This window comes from Halopseudomonas formosensis, assembly GCF_900115905.1.
Classification (GTDB): domain Bacteria; phylum Pseudomonadota; class Gammaproteobacteria; order Pseudomonadales; family Pseudomonadaceae; genus Halopseudomonas; species Halopseudomonas formosensis.
In genome coordinates this window covers 526,507-542,310 of sequence record NZ_FOYD01000001.1, presented here as the reverse complement: position 1 = coordinate 542,310, position 15,804 = coordinate 526,507, and the positions used below count along the sequence as shown (strand labels likewise).

11 protein-coding genes are annotated in these 15,804 nt (G+C 64.0%); 4 read left to right on the top strand and 7 right to left on the bottom strand.

Going from position 1 to position 15,804, the window contains the following annotated elements; all coding sequences use genetic code 11:
- Positions 1 to 101 precede the first annotated feature (101 nt).
- Together epmA and efp are read right to left on the bottom strand one after the other, a co-directional pair.
- Positions 102 to 1,061 carry an elongation factor P--(R)-beta-lysine ligase gene (epmA, locus tag BM046_RS02515; protein ID WP_090536619.1) on the bottom strand — a complete coding sequence of 320 codons (960 nt, stop codon included), beginning with the start codon at positions 1,059 to 1,061 and terminating at the stop codon, positions 102 to 104.
- Positions 1,062 to 1,180: 119 nt separating this feature from the next.
- Positions 1,181 to 1,747, bottom strand: coding sequence for an elongation factor P (gene efp / locus BM046_RS02510; RefSeq protein ID WP_090536618.1), 567 nt, complete (start codon positions 1,745 to 1,747; stop codon positions 1,181 to 1,183).
- Between the two features lie 119 nt (positions 1,748 to 1,866).
- On the opposite strand from efp, the gene epmB reads away from it, so the two are divergent.
- The 3 genes from epmB (at position 1,867) to BM046_RS02495 (ending at position 6,924) form a co-directional block, all read left to right on the top strand.
- Positions 1,867 to 2,904 carry an EF-P beta-lysylation protein EpmB gene (gene epmB, locus BM046_RS02505; protein WP_090536616.1) on the top strand — a complete coding sequence of 346 codons (1,038 nt, stop codon included), beginning with the start codon at positions 1,867 to 1,869 and terminating at the stop codon, positions 2,902 to 2,904.
- 121 nt (positions 2,905 to 3,025) lie between these two features.
- A complete protein-coding gene (locus BM046_RS02500; RefSeq protein ID WP_090536614.1) occupies positions 3,026 to 4,801 on the top strand; it encodes a molecular chaperone in 1,776 nt (591 codons plus the stop codon).
- A gap of 56 nt (positions 4,802 to 4,857) precedes the next feature.
- Entirely contained in the window at positions 4,858 to 6,924 is a 2,067-nt protein-coding gene (locus tag BM046_RS02495; protein WP_090536612.1) for an EAL domain-containing protein, read from the top strand.
- 233 nt (positions 6,925 to 7,157) lie between these two features.
- On the opposite strand, the gene serB is transcribed toward BM046_RS02495, so the two are convergent.
- Positions 7,158 to 8,369, bottom strand: a complete 1,212-nt coding sequence (serB, locus tag BM046_RS02490) for a phosphoserine phosphatase SerB (protein WP_090536610.1) — start codon at positions 8,367 to 8,369, stop codon at positions 7,158 to 7,160.
- A gap of 142 nt (positions 8,370 to 8,511) precedes the next feature.
- Here serB and BM046_RS02485 point away from each other — a divergent pair, with 142 nt between their 5' ends.
- Positions 8,512 to 10,035, top strand: coding sequence for a hypothetical protein (locus tag BM046_RS02485; RefSeq protein ID WP_090536608.1), 1,524 nt, complete (start codon positions 8,512 to 8,514; stop codon positions 10,033 to 10,035).
- A gap of 140 nt (positions 10,036 to 10,175) precedes the next feature.
- On the opposite strand, the gene parC is transcribed toward BM046_RS02485, so the two are convergent.
- The 4 genes from parC to cpdA all read right to left on the bottom strand — a co-directional run bounded on the left by parC (position 10,176) and on the right by cpdA (position 15,781).
- A complete protein-coding gene (gene parC, locus BM046_RS02480; protein ID WP_090536606.1) occupies positions 10,176 to 12,428 on the bottom strand; it encodes a DNA topoisomerase IV subunit A in 2,253 nt (750 codons plus the stop codon).
- Positions 12,421 to 12,957: a retropepsin-like aspartic protease family protein gene (locus BM046_RS02475; RefSeq protein WP_235818547.1), complete on the bottom strand. Its 537-nt coding sequence runs from the start codon at positions 12,955 to 12,957 to the stop codon at positions 12,421 to 12,423. The genes parC and BM046_RS02475 overlap by 8 nt, the downstream gene beginning before the upstream one ends.
- A 13-nt stretch (positions 12,958 to 12,970) precedes the next feature.
- A complete protein-coding gene (parE, locus tag BM046_RS02470) occupies positions 12,971 to 14,866 on the bottom strand; it encodes a DNA topoisomerase IV subunit B (RefSeq protein ID WP_090536605.1) in 1,896 nt (631 codons plus the stop codon).
- 102 nt (positions 14,867 to 14,968) lie between these two features.
- Positions 14,969 to 15,781, bottom strand: coding sequence for a 3',5'-cyclic-AMP phosphodiesterase (gene cpdA, locus BM046_RS02465; RefSeq protein ID WP_090536604.1), 813 nt, complete (start codon positions 15,779 to 15,781; stop codon positions 14,969 to 14,971).
- Positions 15,782 to 15,804 lie beyond the last annotated feature (23 nt).

Sequence of the window (15,804 nt, the reverse complement as noted above, 5' to 3'; positions counted from 1 at the left end):
TTGCTGGGGTACAGGGCCGCCCCGGCACGACCTCACTCCAAGCTCGCAGAAAGCTCGCAGCAACGGCATACCAACGCCGAGGCTAACACTGCCTCGGCAAGCTAGGCCCGCCCCAGGGGAAACGCAATCACCTCATCTATGCTGTTCGCACCGAGCGCCAGCATGACCAGCCGATCCACACCCAGCGCCACCCCGGCGCATTCGGGCAGCCCCTGGCGCAGTGCGTCGATCAGGTGCTGATCGATCGGCAGCTCCGGACGCTGATAGCCGCGCCGCAGCTGCTGGTCGGCGGCGAAGCGGGCCGCCTGTTCATCGGCGTCGGTGAGTTCGAAGTAACCGTTGGCCAGCTCCATGCCCTGAATGAACAACTCGAAGCGCGCCGCACTGGGTACCCGATCGTCAGCTTCCACCACCCTGGCCAGCGCCGCCTGGGAGGCGGGGAAAGCATAGACCATGGTCGGCTCGTGCAACCGCGGTTCGATGCAGTGGGAGAACAGCAGGTTCAGCCAGCCATCCCGGTCCAGCTCACCGCGGAAGTCACAGTGTTTCTGCCCCAGCCGGGCCAGCTCATCGGTGGTGCAGGAGTGGATGTCCACCTGCAGGTACTGCTCGAACAGGGCCGCATAGGTCACCCGGCGGGAGCGCCCGCAGCCCAGCACTGCGTCCACCAGATCATCCACCTCATCCATGAGCCGGTGATGATCGAAACCTACCCGGTACCACTCCAGCATGCTGAACTCGGGATTGTGCCGGCGGCCGCTTTCGCCGTTGCGATAGACCCGGCACAGCTGCCAGATGCAGCCGCTGCCGGCGGCCAGCAGACGCTTCATCGGGTATTCGGGGGAGGTGTGCAGGTACAGGGTCTGGGCCTGGCCTCCGCCTTCGGGCAGGTAGTCCGTGGCGAAGGGGAGCAGGTGAGGATCGCTGACGGCGGCGGCCGACAGGGTCGGGGTTTCTACCTCGAGCACACCCCGCGCGCCGAAGAACTCGCGGATACGTCCGATGATCCGTGCCCGTTGGCGCAGGTTGCTCAGCGAGGCGGTGGGTTGCCAGTGATTCATGGAATACTCCGGGGAGAGGGATCAGCCCTGGGTTGCAAGGGGTATCGGAAAGGCTGTCCACAAAACGCAAACCGGGGCCTGAGCCCCGGTTTGCCGTACTGCATTCGACCCGGTCCGGATCAGACGCGGCCCACGTAGTCGGAGGTGCGGGTATCGACCTTGAGCACGTCGCCGACGTTGATGAACAGCGGCACCTTGACCACGGCGCCGGTGACCAGCTTGGCCGGCTTGTTGCCGCCGCCGGAGGTATCACCACGCACGCCCGGGTCGGTCTCGACCACTTCCAGCTCGACGAAATTCGGCGGAGTCACGGCAATGGGAGCACCGTTGAACAGGGTCACGGTGTAGACCACCTGCTCCTTCATCCAGTTGATGGCGTCGCCGACCGCTTTCTCGTCCGCTCCTACCTGCTCGAAGGAACCGTCAGTGGCCATGAAGTGCCAGAACTCGCCGTCGGTGTACAGGTATTCCATGTCGCGGTCCATGACGTCGGCACCTTCCAGGGTGTCACCCGACTTGAAGGTACGCTCGTTGACGCGACCGGTCTTCAGGTTGCGCACCTTGACCCGGTTGAAAGCCTGACCCTTGCCCGGCTTGACGTACTCGTTCTCGAGGATCGCACAGGGATCACCGTCGAGCATTACCTTAAGACCCGGCTTGAATTCGTTGGTAGAATAGTTGGCCATAAATTTCCCACTTACAGTTTGAACGGATACATCCGAATACGCGCCGACCCCAGGTCACAGCCGGCATTCCCAGTGAATGCCCGACGGATGTACATGCCACCCATGCGCGGAATTGCCCAATGATACATGGATCTTTAGCGCCTGTTGAGTCTGTCAGCTGGCAAAGCCTGCTGTCGCGCAGCATCACCGATCCCGAACATCTGCTCAGGCGCCTCGAGCTGGACCCCGCGCTGCTGGCCGGCGCCCGCGCCGGCGCCGCGGATTTCCCGCTGCGCGTGCCCGAGCCCTTTGTCGAGCGCATGCAAAAAGGCGACCCCAACGACCCCCTGCTGCGACAGGTGCTGCCGCTGGGTGAGGAGCTGCTGGAACACCCTGATTATGTACTCGACCCCCTCGGCGAACAGCACACCAATACCCGCGCCGGGATCATCCACAAATACCACGGACGCCTGTTGCTGATCGTCAGCGGCGGCTGCGCGGTGAACTGCCGCTACTGCTTCCGCCGTCACTTTCCCTATGGCGACAACAACCTGAGCACCGAGCAATGGCAGCAGGCCCTGGACTATATCCGTGGCGACCAGAGCATCAGCGAAGTCATCTACAGCGGTGGTGATCCTCTGGCCGCCTCGGACAAGCGCCTGGCCTGGCTGACCCGGGAGATTGCCGCCATTCCTCACGTGCGCCGTCTTCGGGTGCATACCCGGCTGCCGGTGGTCATTCCCCAGCGGGTTACCAGCGAGCTGATCGACGCCCTGTGCGGCACCCGGCTGCCGGTGGTCATGGTGCTGCACAGCAACCATGCCAACGAGTTTGACGCAGCGCTCGGCAACGCCGTTCTCCGCCTGCGTCAGGCAGGCATCACCTTGCTGAACCAGACGGTGCTGCTGCGCGGTGTGAACGACAGCCTGGAAACCCTGATCTCGCTGAGCGAAACCCTAGGCGATCATGGCATTTTGCCCTATTATCTGCATGTTCTCGATCATGTGAAAGGTGCACAGCATTTTCATGTAGACGACGGAGCGGCCATGGGATTGGCCGCAGAGATGCTCGCCAGACTGCCGGGCTTCCTGGTACCACGTCTGGTGCGCGAGGTGGCCGGCGAAACCAGCAAGACGCCGCTGCCGTTCCAGACCGCAGGTACTCACCGCTTAGCTTGAGTGCTGATGTACTGCTAGTCTAAGCTTACTCATTTCTGGCGTAACGCATGTATTGGACTCCGACTTGATTCCACCTCGATTCAGCCTCAAAGGCCTACAACGGAAGAAAAGAAGAACGGTTATGGACGACGCTACCCATCCCCTGAATCTGCGTGTGCCCGAGCAGACGCTGAGCAAGCTGAGCTTTGCCGACGCCAGCGAGAAAGGCATCGCGCACTGGATCGCCAATCTGCCCAAGGCCAACATCGGCGAAACCGCCCGCCAGCTGTATCAGGGTCTGATCGAGATCAATCAGCTGTCCATCGCCCCGGATCGCAGGCTGGCCATCCTGGAGCTGATTCGCCCCGAGGTCCATTACGTCTGCACCGCGCTGTCGCGTTACTATCTGAGCCAGTCCATCGTGCTGGAGGACCGGCCCCGCCAGGTGGCCAATCTGGCCCAGTCGCTGCAGAACCACCTGGCCACCGGCTACAAGATTGTGGTGACCCACGAAGGCAGCATGAAGCCGCGTGATCGCGCCGAGCAGATGAGTCTGGCGATCGAGCGCGCGATGCGGGCACTCAGCGGCCCTCTCCTGCGCGCCTACCAGCTGTACTGCCCGGTGGCTGACGGCATCTGGCTGGAGATCCATCAGCTGTATCGCCTGGCCCGCCAGCGCAAGCTTCACCAGACCTCGATCAATGACCGCGAGAGCGGCAGCGGTCGTTCTACCACGATTGAACAGACCTATGTGGCCATACTGCTGCTGGGCACCGCACGCCCCAACCAGATGCGCCAGAGCAGCATGACCCGTCTCTACAATGCGCTGGAGAGCTGGAGCAGCATGGCATCACTGGTCGAGCCGGAATCACCCAGCGCCCTGTTCATCATCAACCCCGACATGGACTGCCCGCCTCGCTACCGCTCCCTGGTTCAGGCCGAAGACCTGACCGGCAGTCTGGGGCTGGACACCAGCCGGCTGGTGGAAGCCATCAAGAATCACATGCTCGACGGCGAACAGTCCGATCCGCGCCTGGTCATCAGCGAAGGCATGGGGCTGGAGCTGCTGCAGCATGTCAGTGAATCCTGGGGCGATCTGGCCGAGCGCACCTTCAGCCGCCTGCCGGGCCGCGGCGAACTGCGCGTCACCATCGGCATGAGTGCCACCCATTTCCACGTCGCAGACAAGAGCTTCTCGCGCTTCATCAATGCCGAGAACACCAACCCCTTCTCCGAGTCCTTCCAGCGGGCGCGACAGGAAGGCTGGAGCAATGCCTTTGACGGCGCTCCCTCGGTGGAATGGGCCGGCAGTACCGTTGAAAGCATCGATTACAGCGCGGATGGCGAAGACGATGAGGACGGTGCCGAGCATTATCCGGTGCACAACCTCCGCATCGTCAACCACAGCCCGGGCGGCTTCTGTCTGACCTGGCCGCGGGAGGTGCCGCGCCAGCTGCAGGCCGGCGAGCTGCTCGGCATTCAGGAGGACAGGGACCAGAGCTGGAGCCTGGCCGTGGTGCGCTGGATACGCCAGGTTCGCGGCGGCGGCACCCAGATGGGTATCGAGCTGATCGCGCCGCACTGCACGCCCTGCGCGGTCAAGCTGCTGCGCAAGACCGACGACCCCAGCCAATACCTGCGCGCCCTGCTGGTGCCCGAAGTGACGGCCATTGACCGCCCGGCAACCCTGCTGACACCGCGCCTGCCGTTCCAGGTCAACAACAAGGTGATGCTGCTGCTCGGCGGTCAGGAAAAGCGGGCCCAGTTGACCAGCCGCCTCAGTTCCACCGGCAGCTACAGCCAGTTCGAGTATCAGCTGCTGGACAGCGACCGTGTCGCCGTGAAAAACGAGACGGAAACCACAGGTCTCAGCATTGTCTCCGATGACGACTTTGACTCACTCTGGAAGTCACTGTAGATTCGGCCATAGGGATCCGCAAGGATGATGGGCAGGCTGAGATACAACGGGACAACATGGCCACTGATACACAAGCCATAAGGGTTTTGATTCTGGACGATTCGCAGAACAACGCGGAACGTCTGGTGAGCGTGCTGCGCAATGCCGGGCACGCGACACGGGCACACCGGATCACTTCGGCAGAAGATCTGAACGAATCACTGCAGCAGAACTGGGACCTGTGCCTGGCCTGCCCGGAAACCAGCTTCATGACCGCGCAGGAAGCCTGCATGGTCATCAGCCAGTCCTATGACGTGCCTTTCATCATGCTCAGCACGGATGACAGCTGCGAGGTCCGCACCGCGGCTCTGCGCGCCGGCATGCAGGACGTGGTCAGGGCCGACTCCGACGCCCTGCTGGTCCTGGTGGTCAAGCGCGAGCTGACCAACCTGCAGGCGCGCCGGCAGCGGCGCATCGCCGAACGCTCCCTGAAGGAAACCGAAAAACGCTGCCAGCTGCTGCTCGACAGCTCCGTGGATGCCATCGCCTATGTACTCGACGGCATGCACATCTACGCCAACCGCTCCTATACACAGCTGTTCGGCTACGAAGACCCGGACGATCTGGCCGCCGAGCCCATGCTGGAGCTGATAGCCCCCAAGGATCAGGACAGCTTCAAGGAATTCCTGCGGACCTATGCGGCCAAGGGCGAGTACGGCGAAACCCGCTGTACCGCGGTGACCTCCGATGGCCAGGAATTCCCGGCCATGCTCAGCTTCTCCCCCGCCAACTACGACGGGGAACCCTGCACCCAGGTGGTCATCCGTCCGGAAACCGCCAGCGCCGAGTTCGAGGAAAAACTCAAGGCCATGGCCAGTCACGACCTGGTGACCGGCCTGTTCAACCGCTCGTGGTTCCAGGAGCAGTTGGACCGTGCAAGCCAACAGGCGGTCAGCAGCAGCCAGCCGAGCACCCTGGCATACATCAGTATCGACAGTTTCAGCTCACTGCAGGCCGATATCGGTATCGGCGGCTCGGATCTGGTGCTGGCTGACTTCGCGCAGATCCTGCGTCAGCATTTTCCGGAGGATGCCCTTCTGGCCCGCTTCGGCGACGACGCCTGCAGCGTGCTGCTGGAGGGGTGCGAGCCGGAGGCGGTCACTGCACAGCTTCCGGCCCTGCTCAAGCGCATCGAAAGCAACCTGTTCGAAGCCAACGGCCGCACTGTACGCATCACGGCCAGTATCGGCGTGTCCTCGATCAGTGAAACCCATCACGAACCGACCCAGGCGATTGAACGCGCCCACCGGCTTGCCGAGCAGGTCAGCCAGGCCGGCGGTAACGCGCTCAAGGTGTTCAACCCCCTGGAAGAGCTGGAGCAGATGGCCAACCGGGGTAATATCATCGCCCAGATCCGCCATGCTCTGGAAACCGACGCCTTCCGCCTGGAGTTCCAGCCGATCATCAGTCTGCGCGGCGACAGTGCCGAGCACTATGAAGTTTTTCTGCGACTGCTGAACAGTCAGGGCGAGGAAATCGCGCCCCTCGAGTTCCAGTCCGCCGCGCTGGAGTCGGGACTGGCCATGGAGGTGGACCGCTGGCTGATCAGCCGCGGAGTCAACCTGCTGAGCCAGCATCGCAGCAAGGGTTCGGATACCCGTCTGCTGCTGAGCCTGAGCAGTGCCAGCCTGCAGGACCCGGAAATCGTCAAGTGGATCTCGGCGCTGCTCAAGGAAAGCCGCCTGCCCGGCGATGCGCTCATCTTCCAGTTCAACGATGCCGATGCCAACAACTACCTGAAGCACGCCAAGGTACTGGCGGAATCCCTGCGCTCACTCCACGCACGGATCTCCCTGAGCCACTTCGGCGGCGCGCTCAACCCCTATGCGGTACTCAAGCACCTGCCGGTGGACTACGTGAAGATCGACGAGTCCTTCAGCCGGGATCTGAGTGATCCGGCGGTGGTCGAACAGCTCAAGGAAATGGTCGCCACCCTGCACAATCAGGGCAAGCTGACCATAGTGTCCAACGTGGACAGCGCCATCATGATGCCGACCCTGTGGCAGGCCGGAGTGAACTACATCCAGGGCAACTATCTGCAGCCGCCCAGCGAGAGCATGAACTTCAACTTCTCCCAGGAGTAACGCACCGGGGTGCGGTGCACTGCGCTGCGCCCGGAAGCACCAAGCTCAGCCCGCCGGGTCCGATCTCGGCCCAAGGGGTTCGCCGACCCGAAGCCAGTTATCAACCAGTGGCCTGCTGAAGTAGTGCCTGCTGAAGCGCTCATCGAGCTGGTGCTCGACGTTCCCGGGGGCCGGCATGGCAGGAGAGCCCAGGGAGGACGAGCACCCGCTCGTCCCTGTGGCGGGTGCGCCGCTCAGAAACCTTCCCGGTCGCGGAATCCCAGCAGGTAGAGTATGCCGTCCAGCCCCAGAGTGGAGATGGCCTGCTTGGCCGATTGCTTGACCAGCGGCTTGGCGCGGAAGGCGACACCCAGACCGGCGATCGACAGCATGGGCAGGTCATTGGCACCGTCACCGACGGCGATGGTCTGCTCCAGGCTGATGCCCTCGCGCTGGGCCAGCTCGCGCAGCAGCAGAGCCTTGCGTTCGCCATCGACGATCGGCTCCTCCACTTCCCCTGTTACCACGCCATCCCGGATCGGCAGTGCGTTGGCGTAGACATAGTCGATGCCCAGGCGCTGTTGCAGGCGTTCGGCAAAATAGCTGAATCCGCCCGAAAGAATGGCGGTCTTGTAACCCAGACGACGCAACTGGCTGATCAGGGTTTCCGCCCCTTCGGTCAGCCGCAGGGACTGGGCGATATCTTCCAGTACCGTTTCCGGCAGCCCCTTGAGCAATGCCATGCGCTCGCGGAAACTGGCCTTGAAGTCCAGCTCGCCGCGCATCGCCCGCTCGGTGATGGCCGCGACCTGGTCACCCACCCCGGCGGCCTTGGCCAGCTCGTCGATCACCTCGGCGTCAATCAGCGTCGAGTCCATGTCAAATACCACCAGGCGGCGGTTGCGACGGAACACGCTGTCCTGCTGGAAGGCAATATCCACATTCAGCTCCTGGGCTATGGCCAGGAACTCGGAACGCAGCGCCGCCGGGTCCGCCGGCTCACCACGCACGGAGAACTCGATGCAGCCCTTGCCCTGATCGGCGGGCATGCCATCGGGAATGCGCTCGGAGAGGCGGTCGATATGGTCGATGTTCAGCCCGTAGCGGGCGGTGATCTCGCTGACCCGAGCAATGTGCTCGGCGGTCACCCGCCGCGCCAGCAGGGTCACTATATGCCGCGGTTTGCCCTGCCCTGTCACCCAGCGGCTGTACTCCTCGGCGCTGACCGGAGTGAAGCGCACCTGCTGGTCCAGTTCGTACCCGCGGAACAAAACGTCCTTCAATACGTCTGAGTCACTGGTATCCCCCGACATCTCCACCAGAATGCCGAAGGACAGCGTGTCGTGGATAACGGCCTGACCAATATCGAGGATGCCGACATTGGCCCTGGCCAGAATACCGGTAATGGCCGCGGTCAGACCGGGGCGATCGGGGCCGGTAATGTTGATCAGGACGATTTCCTTCAAGGGTCGCTCCAGTCAGAAAAAGGAAACCGATATTCTAACCGCAATGCCCGGCGCATCACAGCTGCAGCCTTTTTACACCCATGGCGAATCGCTATACTAGCCGTACTTTGCATGCCTGCCCCTACCACAATCGAGCCATACTTTGAATCCGACCAAGAACTCATCTGACAACCTCTTCCTGCGCGGTCATGCTTCACTGCGCAACAAGCGCATTTCGCTGCCCGGCACCCTGGTGCTGCTGGCCCTGGTGCCGCTCGTACTGGCGTTCCTGGCGCTGCTGTGGTTCGGTCAGTACCAGCTGCAGCGTGACACCGCGCGCCAGGCCGATGCCATCGGCGTGGAGCTGTCCCGCCAGATCGCCATGCAACTGGCCGAGCCCCTGGCCGCGCGGGATACCCTGAGCCTGAATATCAGCCTCGCCCAATGGGCGCAGAACCCTCTGGTGGCTCATGCCAGCCTGGCCGATACCGCCAACCGCACCCTGGCCGAGGCCGGCCGCAGGCCTTCAGCCTCCGCCCTGGCTCCCGGGGAAGGCCACTTCATCGCTCCGGTGCACATGCAGGACGAACTGGTGGGACAGCTGCATCTGAGCCTGGCCCGCGATCCCTTTCTGGTACCGGCCCAGCGCATGCTGGAAGGACTGCAATGGAGTCTCGCCCTGCTGGTGCTGATTGCCGGGCTGGTGGCCTGGCGCTTCGGCGCCGGCATGCGCCGCACTCTGGCCGCCCTCGGCAACTGGTATGGCGACAGTGATCAGCCGGCGCCGGGCATCCACCGCCCCGACGAACTGGGCGACCTCGCCCGGCGCCTGGCGGAACGCCGCATCACCGACCTGCCACCCCTGCCCGAACCCGAGCCCGAACTCGAACCCGAGCTGGAGCCGACCATCGACGAGGAGCGCGAGCCTGATCTGCTGTTTGACGACGTGGATGACCTGGACACCGAACCGGCACCGGAAAGGGTCACTGAAGAGTCTGCCGAAGAGACGCCGAATCCGTCCGAGCCGAACGGGATGGACGACGAGATCCAGACCGACCTGGGACCGGAGGATATCGACCTGCTGCTCACCGAAGGCGAGCAGGAACAGGCAGCCCCGGTCGAACAGCAACCCGCCAGTGCGGTGCTGGCGATTCGCCTGGACAACCTGCAGTCCCTGCATCGCCTGCCGCGACCCAGGCTGCTGGCACTGCTGGAGCGTTACCGGTCGCAACTGGAGGAGTCCAGTCGCAGCAACGGTGGCGAGCTGCATACCTTGATGGATGGCAGCAGTGTCATCCTGTTCCACCCCGAGCATCCGGACCCACTGGGTGCGGCGCTGTGCTGCGGTGAGCTGATGCGGGTGGTGGGGCACAACCTGCAGATAGAGATCGCCGATACCGGCATCGCCCTGCATATCCAGATCGCCCTGTGCCACACCCCCTGCCAGGGTATCGAACCGGATCAGCTGCAGCAGCATTCGGAGGATTGCGCCCAGCTGTTCGAGCGCATGCAGCACAGCCGCAACCTGCTGCTGCTGGACAGCGAGCTGGCCGGCAGCGGCCTGCTTCGGGACAAGGCCGTGCTGCGCCGTCTGGCCAGTCAACCCAACACCCATTGCGTCGAGCGCCTGCTGGAGCCCTATCAGGGCCGGCTGCAACAACAGCTGAGCAGTCTCGGCAGCAACTGACCCGAAGGGAGGCTGGCGTACCCGCACTGCACCTGAGAAAGCCGAATCGTGACAGCGGTCCGGCGAGCCAGTGCTCGCCCCTACGGGGTGTAGCGCACCGGCGCTACGCCGGAGGGAGCTGAGCCCCCTCCACCGCAGACCTAGCCTTCCACCTGCACCGCATCGACCTTCTGGAAGCCCCGCGGCAGCTTGTTGCCACGCCGTCCACGCTCACCCCGGTAGTGCTCCAGATCCGAGGGTTTGAGGGTCAGGGTGCGCTTGCCCGCGGTCAGCACCAGGCTCGCGCCCTCGGGCAGTATTGCCAGCCCGACGACGAACTCCTCCCGACTCTTCACCCGCGCCGAGGGGATCGACAGTATCTTGTTGCCCTTGCCCTTGGACAGCTGCGGCAGGTCCTTCAGCGGGAACACCAGCAGGCGTCCCTCGTTGGAGATGGCCACCACCTGATCGCTGTCCAGACTGCTGACCGCCAGCGGCGCCAGCACCCGCCCACCCTCGGGCAGGCTCAGCAGGGCCTTGCCGTTCTTGTTGCGCGACTGCAGGTCTGCGCCCTGCACCACGAACCCGTAGCCGGCATCGGAGGCCAGCAGATACAGCTGCTGATCCTCGGGCAGCACCACACTGACGAACTCGGCGCCGGGGGGTGGACTCAGTCGACCGGTCAGAGGTTCACCCTGGCCACGGGCCGAGGGCAGGCTGTGGGCCGGCAGCGAATAGCTGCGCCCGGTGGAGTCCAGGAAGACGGCCTGCTGATTGGAGCGACCCGGCGCCTGGGTCAGGAATCCATCTCCGGCGCGGTAGGACATGCTCGCCCCATCCACGTCATGACCCTTGGCGCAACGCACCCAGCCCCGCTCGGACAGCACCACGGTGACCGCTTCGGAGGGCACCAGCTCGGTTTCCGCCAGCGCCCTGGCCTCCTCCCGCTCAACCAGCGGCGAGCGACGATCGTCACCGTAGGTCTGGGCATCGGCTTCCAGCTCGCTGCGCACCAGCTTGCGCAGCAGCTTCTCGCTGCCCAGGGTCTTCTGCAACTGATCGCGCTCCTTGCTCAGCGCATCCTGCTCACCGCGGATCTTCATTTCCTCGAGCCGCGCCAGCTGACGCAGCCGGGTATCCAGAATGTAGTCGGCCTGCAGCTCGGTCAGGCCGAAACGGGCCATCAGCACTGCCTTGGGCTCGTCCTCGGTGCGGATGATCTCGATCACCTCATCCAGATTGAGGAAGGCGATCAGCAGACCGTCCAGCAGGTGCAGACGGGCCAGCACCTTGTCCAGCCGGTACTGCAGGCGCCGCCGTACCGTGGTGATGCGGAAGCCCAGCCACTCGCTGATCAGCGCATGCAGCCCCTTGACCGCCGGACGGCCATCGGTGCCGATGACGTTCATGTTGACCCGGTAGCTGCTTTCCAGATCGGTGGTGGCGAACAGGTGCTGCATCAGCTCCTCGGCATCCACCCGGTTGGAGCGCGGCACTATGACGATACGGGTCGGATTCTCGTGATCCGACTCATCGCGCAGGTCGGCTACCAGCGGCAGCTTCTTGGCCTGCATCTGCGCGGCGATCTGCTCCAGCACCTTGGCCCCGGACACCTGATGCGGCAGTGCGGTGATGACGATATCGCCGTCATCGCGGCTCCAGACCGCGCGGCAGCGGACCGAACCGCGCCCGGTGGCGTAGAGATTCAGCAGCTCGCGGCGCGGGGTGATGATTTCCGCCTCGGTGGGGAAGTCCGGGCCCTGGATATGCTCCATCAGCTCGTCCAGCCCCGCCCCGGGATCATCCAGCAGGCGCACGCAGGCGGCGGCCACCTCGCGCAGGTTGTGCGGCGGAATATCCGTGGCCATGCCCACCGCGATGCCGGTGGTGCCGTTGAGCAGCAGGTTCGGCAGCCGGGCCGGCAGTACTGCCGGCTCCTCCAGGGTGCCGTCGAAGTTCGGTTGCCAGTCGACCGTGCCCTGCCCCAGTTCGGTCAGCAGTACCTCGCTGTAGCGAGCCAGCCGCGCCTCGGTATAGCGCATGGCGGCGAAGGACTTGGGATCATCCGGCGCACCCCAGTTGCCCTGCCCGTCCACCAGCGGATAGCGGTAGGAGAAGGGCTGGGCCATCAGCACCATGGCCTCGTAACAAGCCGAGTCGCCGTGGGGGTGATATTTGCCGAGCACGTCGCCCACGGTACGGGCCGATTTCTTGTGCTTGGCGGCGGCGGACAGGCCCAGCTCGCTCATCGCGTAGACGATGCGCCGCTGTACCGGTTTGAGTCCGTCGCCGATATGCGGCAGGGCCCGGTCCATGATCACGTACATGGAGTAGTTCAGGTAGGCTTCTTCGGTAAACGACGACAGGGAGCGACGCTCAACGCCTTCCAGGCTCAGATCCAGACTGTCACTCATGTTTGCTCTCTACATGTTGGCGCAAAATCAATTCATTACCCCGCTGGGTAAAATCCAGTTGCTTCAGGGCGCTCATGCCCAGCAGCACTTCATCGCCGAGAATGCCGGGCACTATGCCGGCACTGACCCCGTGCAGACGGATGTCGCCCAGCTGCAGGGTGTCGATACGGGTGCTCCAGCTCTCGGTCAGGCCATTGGCAGTGTTGACCATGATCGGCCGGCCCCGCTTCAGCTGCAGGCGTTCGGCCAGATCAGCAGGGACGGCAACAAAGGTGGCGCCGGTGTCCAGCAGAAAGGTCACCGGCTGCTGGTTGATCCGCCCGGTGGCCAGATAGTGCCCGGCGCGGTTGCGCTCCAGGCGTACCTCCACCGCCGTCCCGGTATGCAGGGACAGCGGCGCCTGGTTCGGATTGCGTCGACGCTCCTCGACACCGGCGAACCACTGAGCCGCCACCGCCAGACCGGCGATCCAGGCCAGCACCATCATCACCGTGCCCAGCCGCCGATCCGGCGGCGGTGCCGCGGTCATCTGGCCAGGGCCCTCACACCACCACCTCGGCCAGGTTGCCCTTGGTTTCCAGCCACTGCTTGCGATCGGCGGCGCGTTTCTTCGCCAACAGCATATCCATCAGCGCCTCGGTGCCTTCCATATCGTCCAGCGTCAGCTGCACCAGGCGGCGGGTATCCGGGGCCATGGTGGTTTCACGCAGCTGCAGCGGGTTCATCTCACCAAGCCCCTTGAAGCGGGTGACCTGGACCTTGCCGCGCTTGTTCTCGGCCTCGATGCGGTCGAGGATACCGTCCTTCTCCGCCTCGTCGAGGGCGTAGAACACATCCTTGCCGATATCGATGCGATACAGCGGCGGCATGGCCACAAACACATGCCCGGCCTCCACCAGGGGGCGGAAGTGGCGCACGAACAGGGCGCAGAGCAAGGTGGCAATGTGCAGACCGTCGGAGTCGGCATCGGCGAGAATGCACACCTTGCCGTAACGCAGCTGCGACAGGTCGTCGGAGCCCGGATCCACACCGATGGCCACGGCAATGTTGTGCACTTCCTGGGAGGCCAGCACCTGTCCGGAGTCGACTTCCCAGGTGTTCAGGATCTTGCCGCGCAGCGGCATGATGGCCTGGAACTCCTTGTCCCGGGCCTGCTTGGCGCTGCCGCCGGCGGAGTCCCCTTCCACCAGGAAGAGCTCGGAACGGCGGCTGTCCTGACCCGCACAGTCAGCCAGCTTGCCCGGCAGCGCGGGTCCCTGGGTAATGCGCTTGCGTTCGATCTTCTTGCTCGCCTTGAGGCGCCGGCTGGCATGATCTATGGCCATTTCGGCAATCTGCTGGCCGATGTCGGCATGCTGATTCAGCCACAGACTGAAGGCATCCTTGACCACGCCGGAGACGAAAGAGGCCGACTCACGGGAGGACAGTCGCTCCTTGGTCTGGCCGGAAAACTGTGGCTCGGCCATCTTCACCGACAGCACATAGCTGACCCGCTCCCAGACATCCTCGGGGGCCAGCTTGACGCCCCGGGGCAGCAGGTTGCGGAATTCGCAGAACTCGCGGATGGCCTCCAGTAGACCGGAACGCAGGCCGTTGACATGGGTGCCGCCCTGGGCCGTGGGAATCAGGTTGACGTAGCTTTCCTGGACCAGCTCGCCTCCCTCGGGCTGCCAGAACAGGGCCCAGTCCACTGCTTCCTTGCTCGCCGCCATGGCGCCGGTAAAGGGCTCCTGCGGCAGCGTGGCCCATTGCTGACAGGCATCGGTCAGGTAGTCGCGCAGACCGTCCTCGTAGTACCAGCTGGTCTTCTCTCCGGACTGGCGGTCGTCGAACTCCACCTTCAGACCCGGGCACAGCACCGCCTTGGCCTTGAGCAGATGCAACAGCCGGTTGACGTTGAACTTCGCCGTATCGAAGTAGCTTGCATCGGGCCAGAACTTCACCGTGGTCCCGGTGTTGCGCCGGCCGACGGTGCCTATCACCTCGAGCTCGCTGACCTTGTTGCCATGCTCGAAGGCCATGGCGTATTCCTGGCCATCGCGCCGCACCTTGACCTCCAGTCGCAGCGACAGGGCGTTGACCACCGAAATACCGACTCCGTGCAGGCCGCCGGAGAACTGGTAGTTCTTACCGGAGAACTTGCCGCCGGCATGCAGCCGGGAGAGGATCAGCTCGACGCCGGACACCCCTTCCTCGGGGTGGATATCCACCGGCATCCCGCGGCCGTCGTCGATCACCTCCAGGGCGTTGTCCTGATGCAGGATCACGGTCACGCTGCGCGCATGGCCGGCCAGCGCCTCGTCGACACTGTTGTCTATGACTTCCTGGGCCAGGTGATTGGGACGCGTGGTGTCGGTGTACATGCCCGGGCGACGGCGCACCGGGTCCAGACCGCTGAGTACTTCAATATCATCGGCGTTGTAGGACGATTGGGACATATATTGTCTGATTTTCCTTGATCATTCAGAGCGGGTACGGCATCCCCTCGGGGTGGTCCAGCATAGCATTCTATCCGGCCGCAGCGCATGGGCGCGCCTGCGTCAGTAACCCGAGGCACCGGCTTCCGGGGGAAAGCTGCCGGGCGCCAGCCGGGACACCCCGGTTTCCATGCGCCCGTCGTCATGCAGCCGCAGCCAGCGGTATCCCGGCGCCTGCTGATCGGTTGCAAAATCACTGCTGCCTGCGGCGAACTGTACGCAGGTCGATGGGCTGGCCAGCAGTCGCACGCTTCCGCGCTGCTGTTCGAGCTGCTGATGGATATGGCCCCAGAGCACCGCCCGTACCCGCGGCTCTGCGTCCAGGCGCTGCCACAGGCGGTCGGCGTTCTGCAGCCCCAGGGGTTCCATCCAGGCACTGCCGATGGGTACCGGATGGTGGTGCAGACACAACAGCAGATGGCGTTCGCCGGCGCTGTCCAGCGCCCGATCAAGCTGCAGCAGCTGCGGCTGCTCGAGAACGCCGGAGACGGATCCGGCCACACTGGAGTCGAGCAAGACGATGCGCCAGGCGCCCACATCCACCCAGTCCCGGTTCAGGCCCTGCGCATCTCCGATCTCGGCCATCAGGGTCGCGTCATCATGGTTGCCGGGAATCCAGCAACAGGGAGCGGGGATGCGACCGACGGTCCTGATGAAACTGTGATAGGCCTGGGGCGAGGCGTCCTGCGCGATATCGCCGGTGGCCAGTATCAGGTCGATGCGGGGTTGCTCGACCAGCACCTGATCGACCACCGCATTGAGTGAGGCCAGGGTATCTATCCCCAGCAGGCGCTGCTGCGCATCGGCAAACAGATGGCTGTCTGTCAGCTGCACCACGCAGACGGAACCGGGAAAACCTTGGGCATCCGATGTCATATTGCCGCTCCCTCAGAATTTCC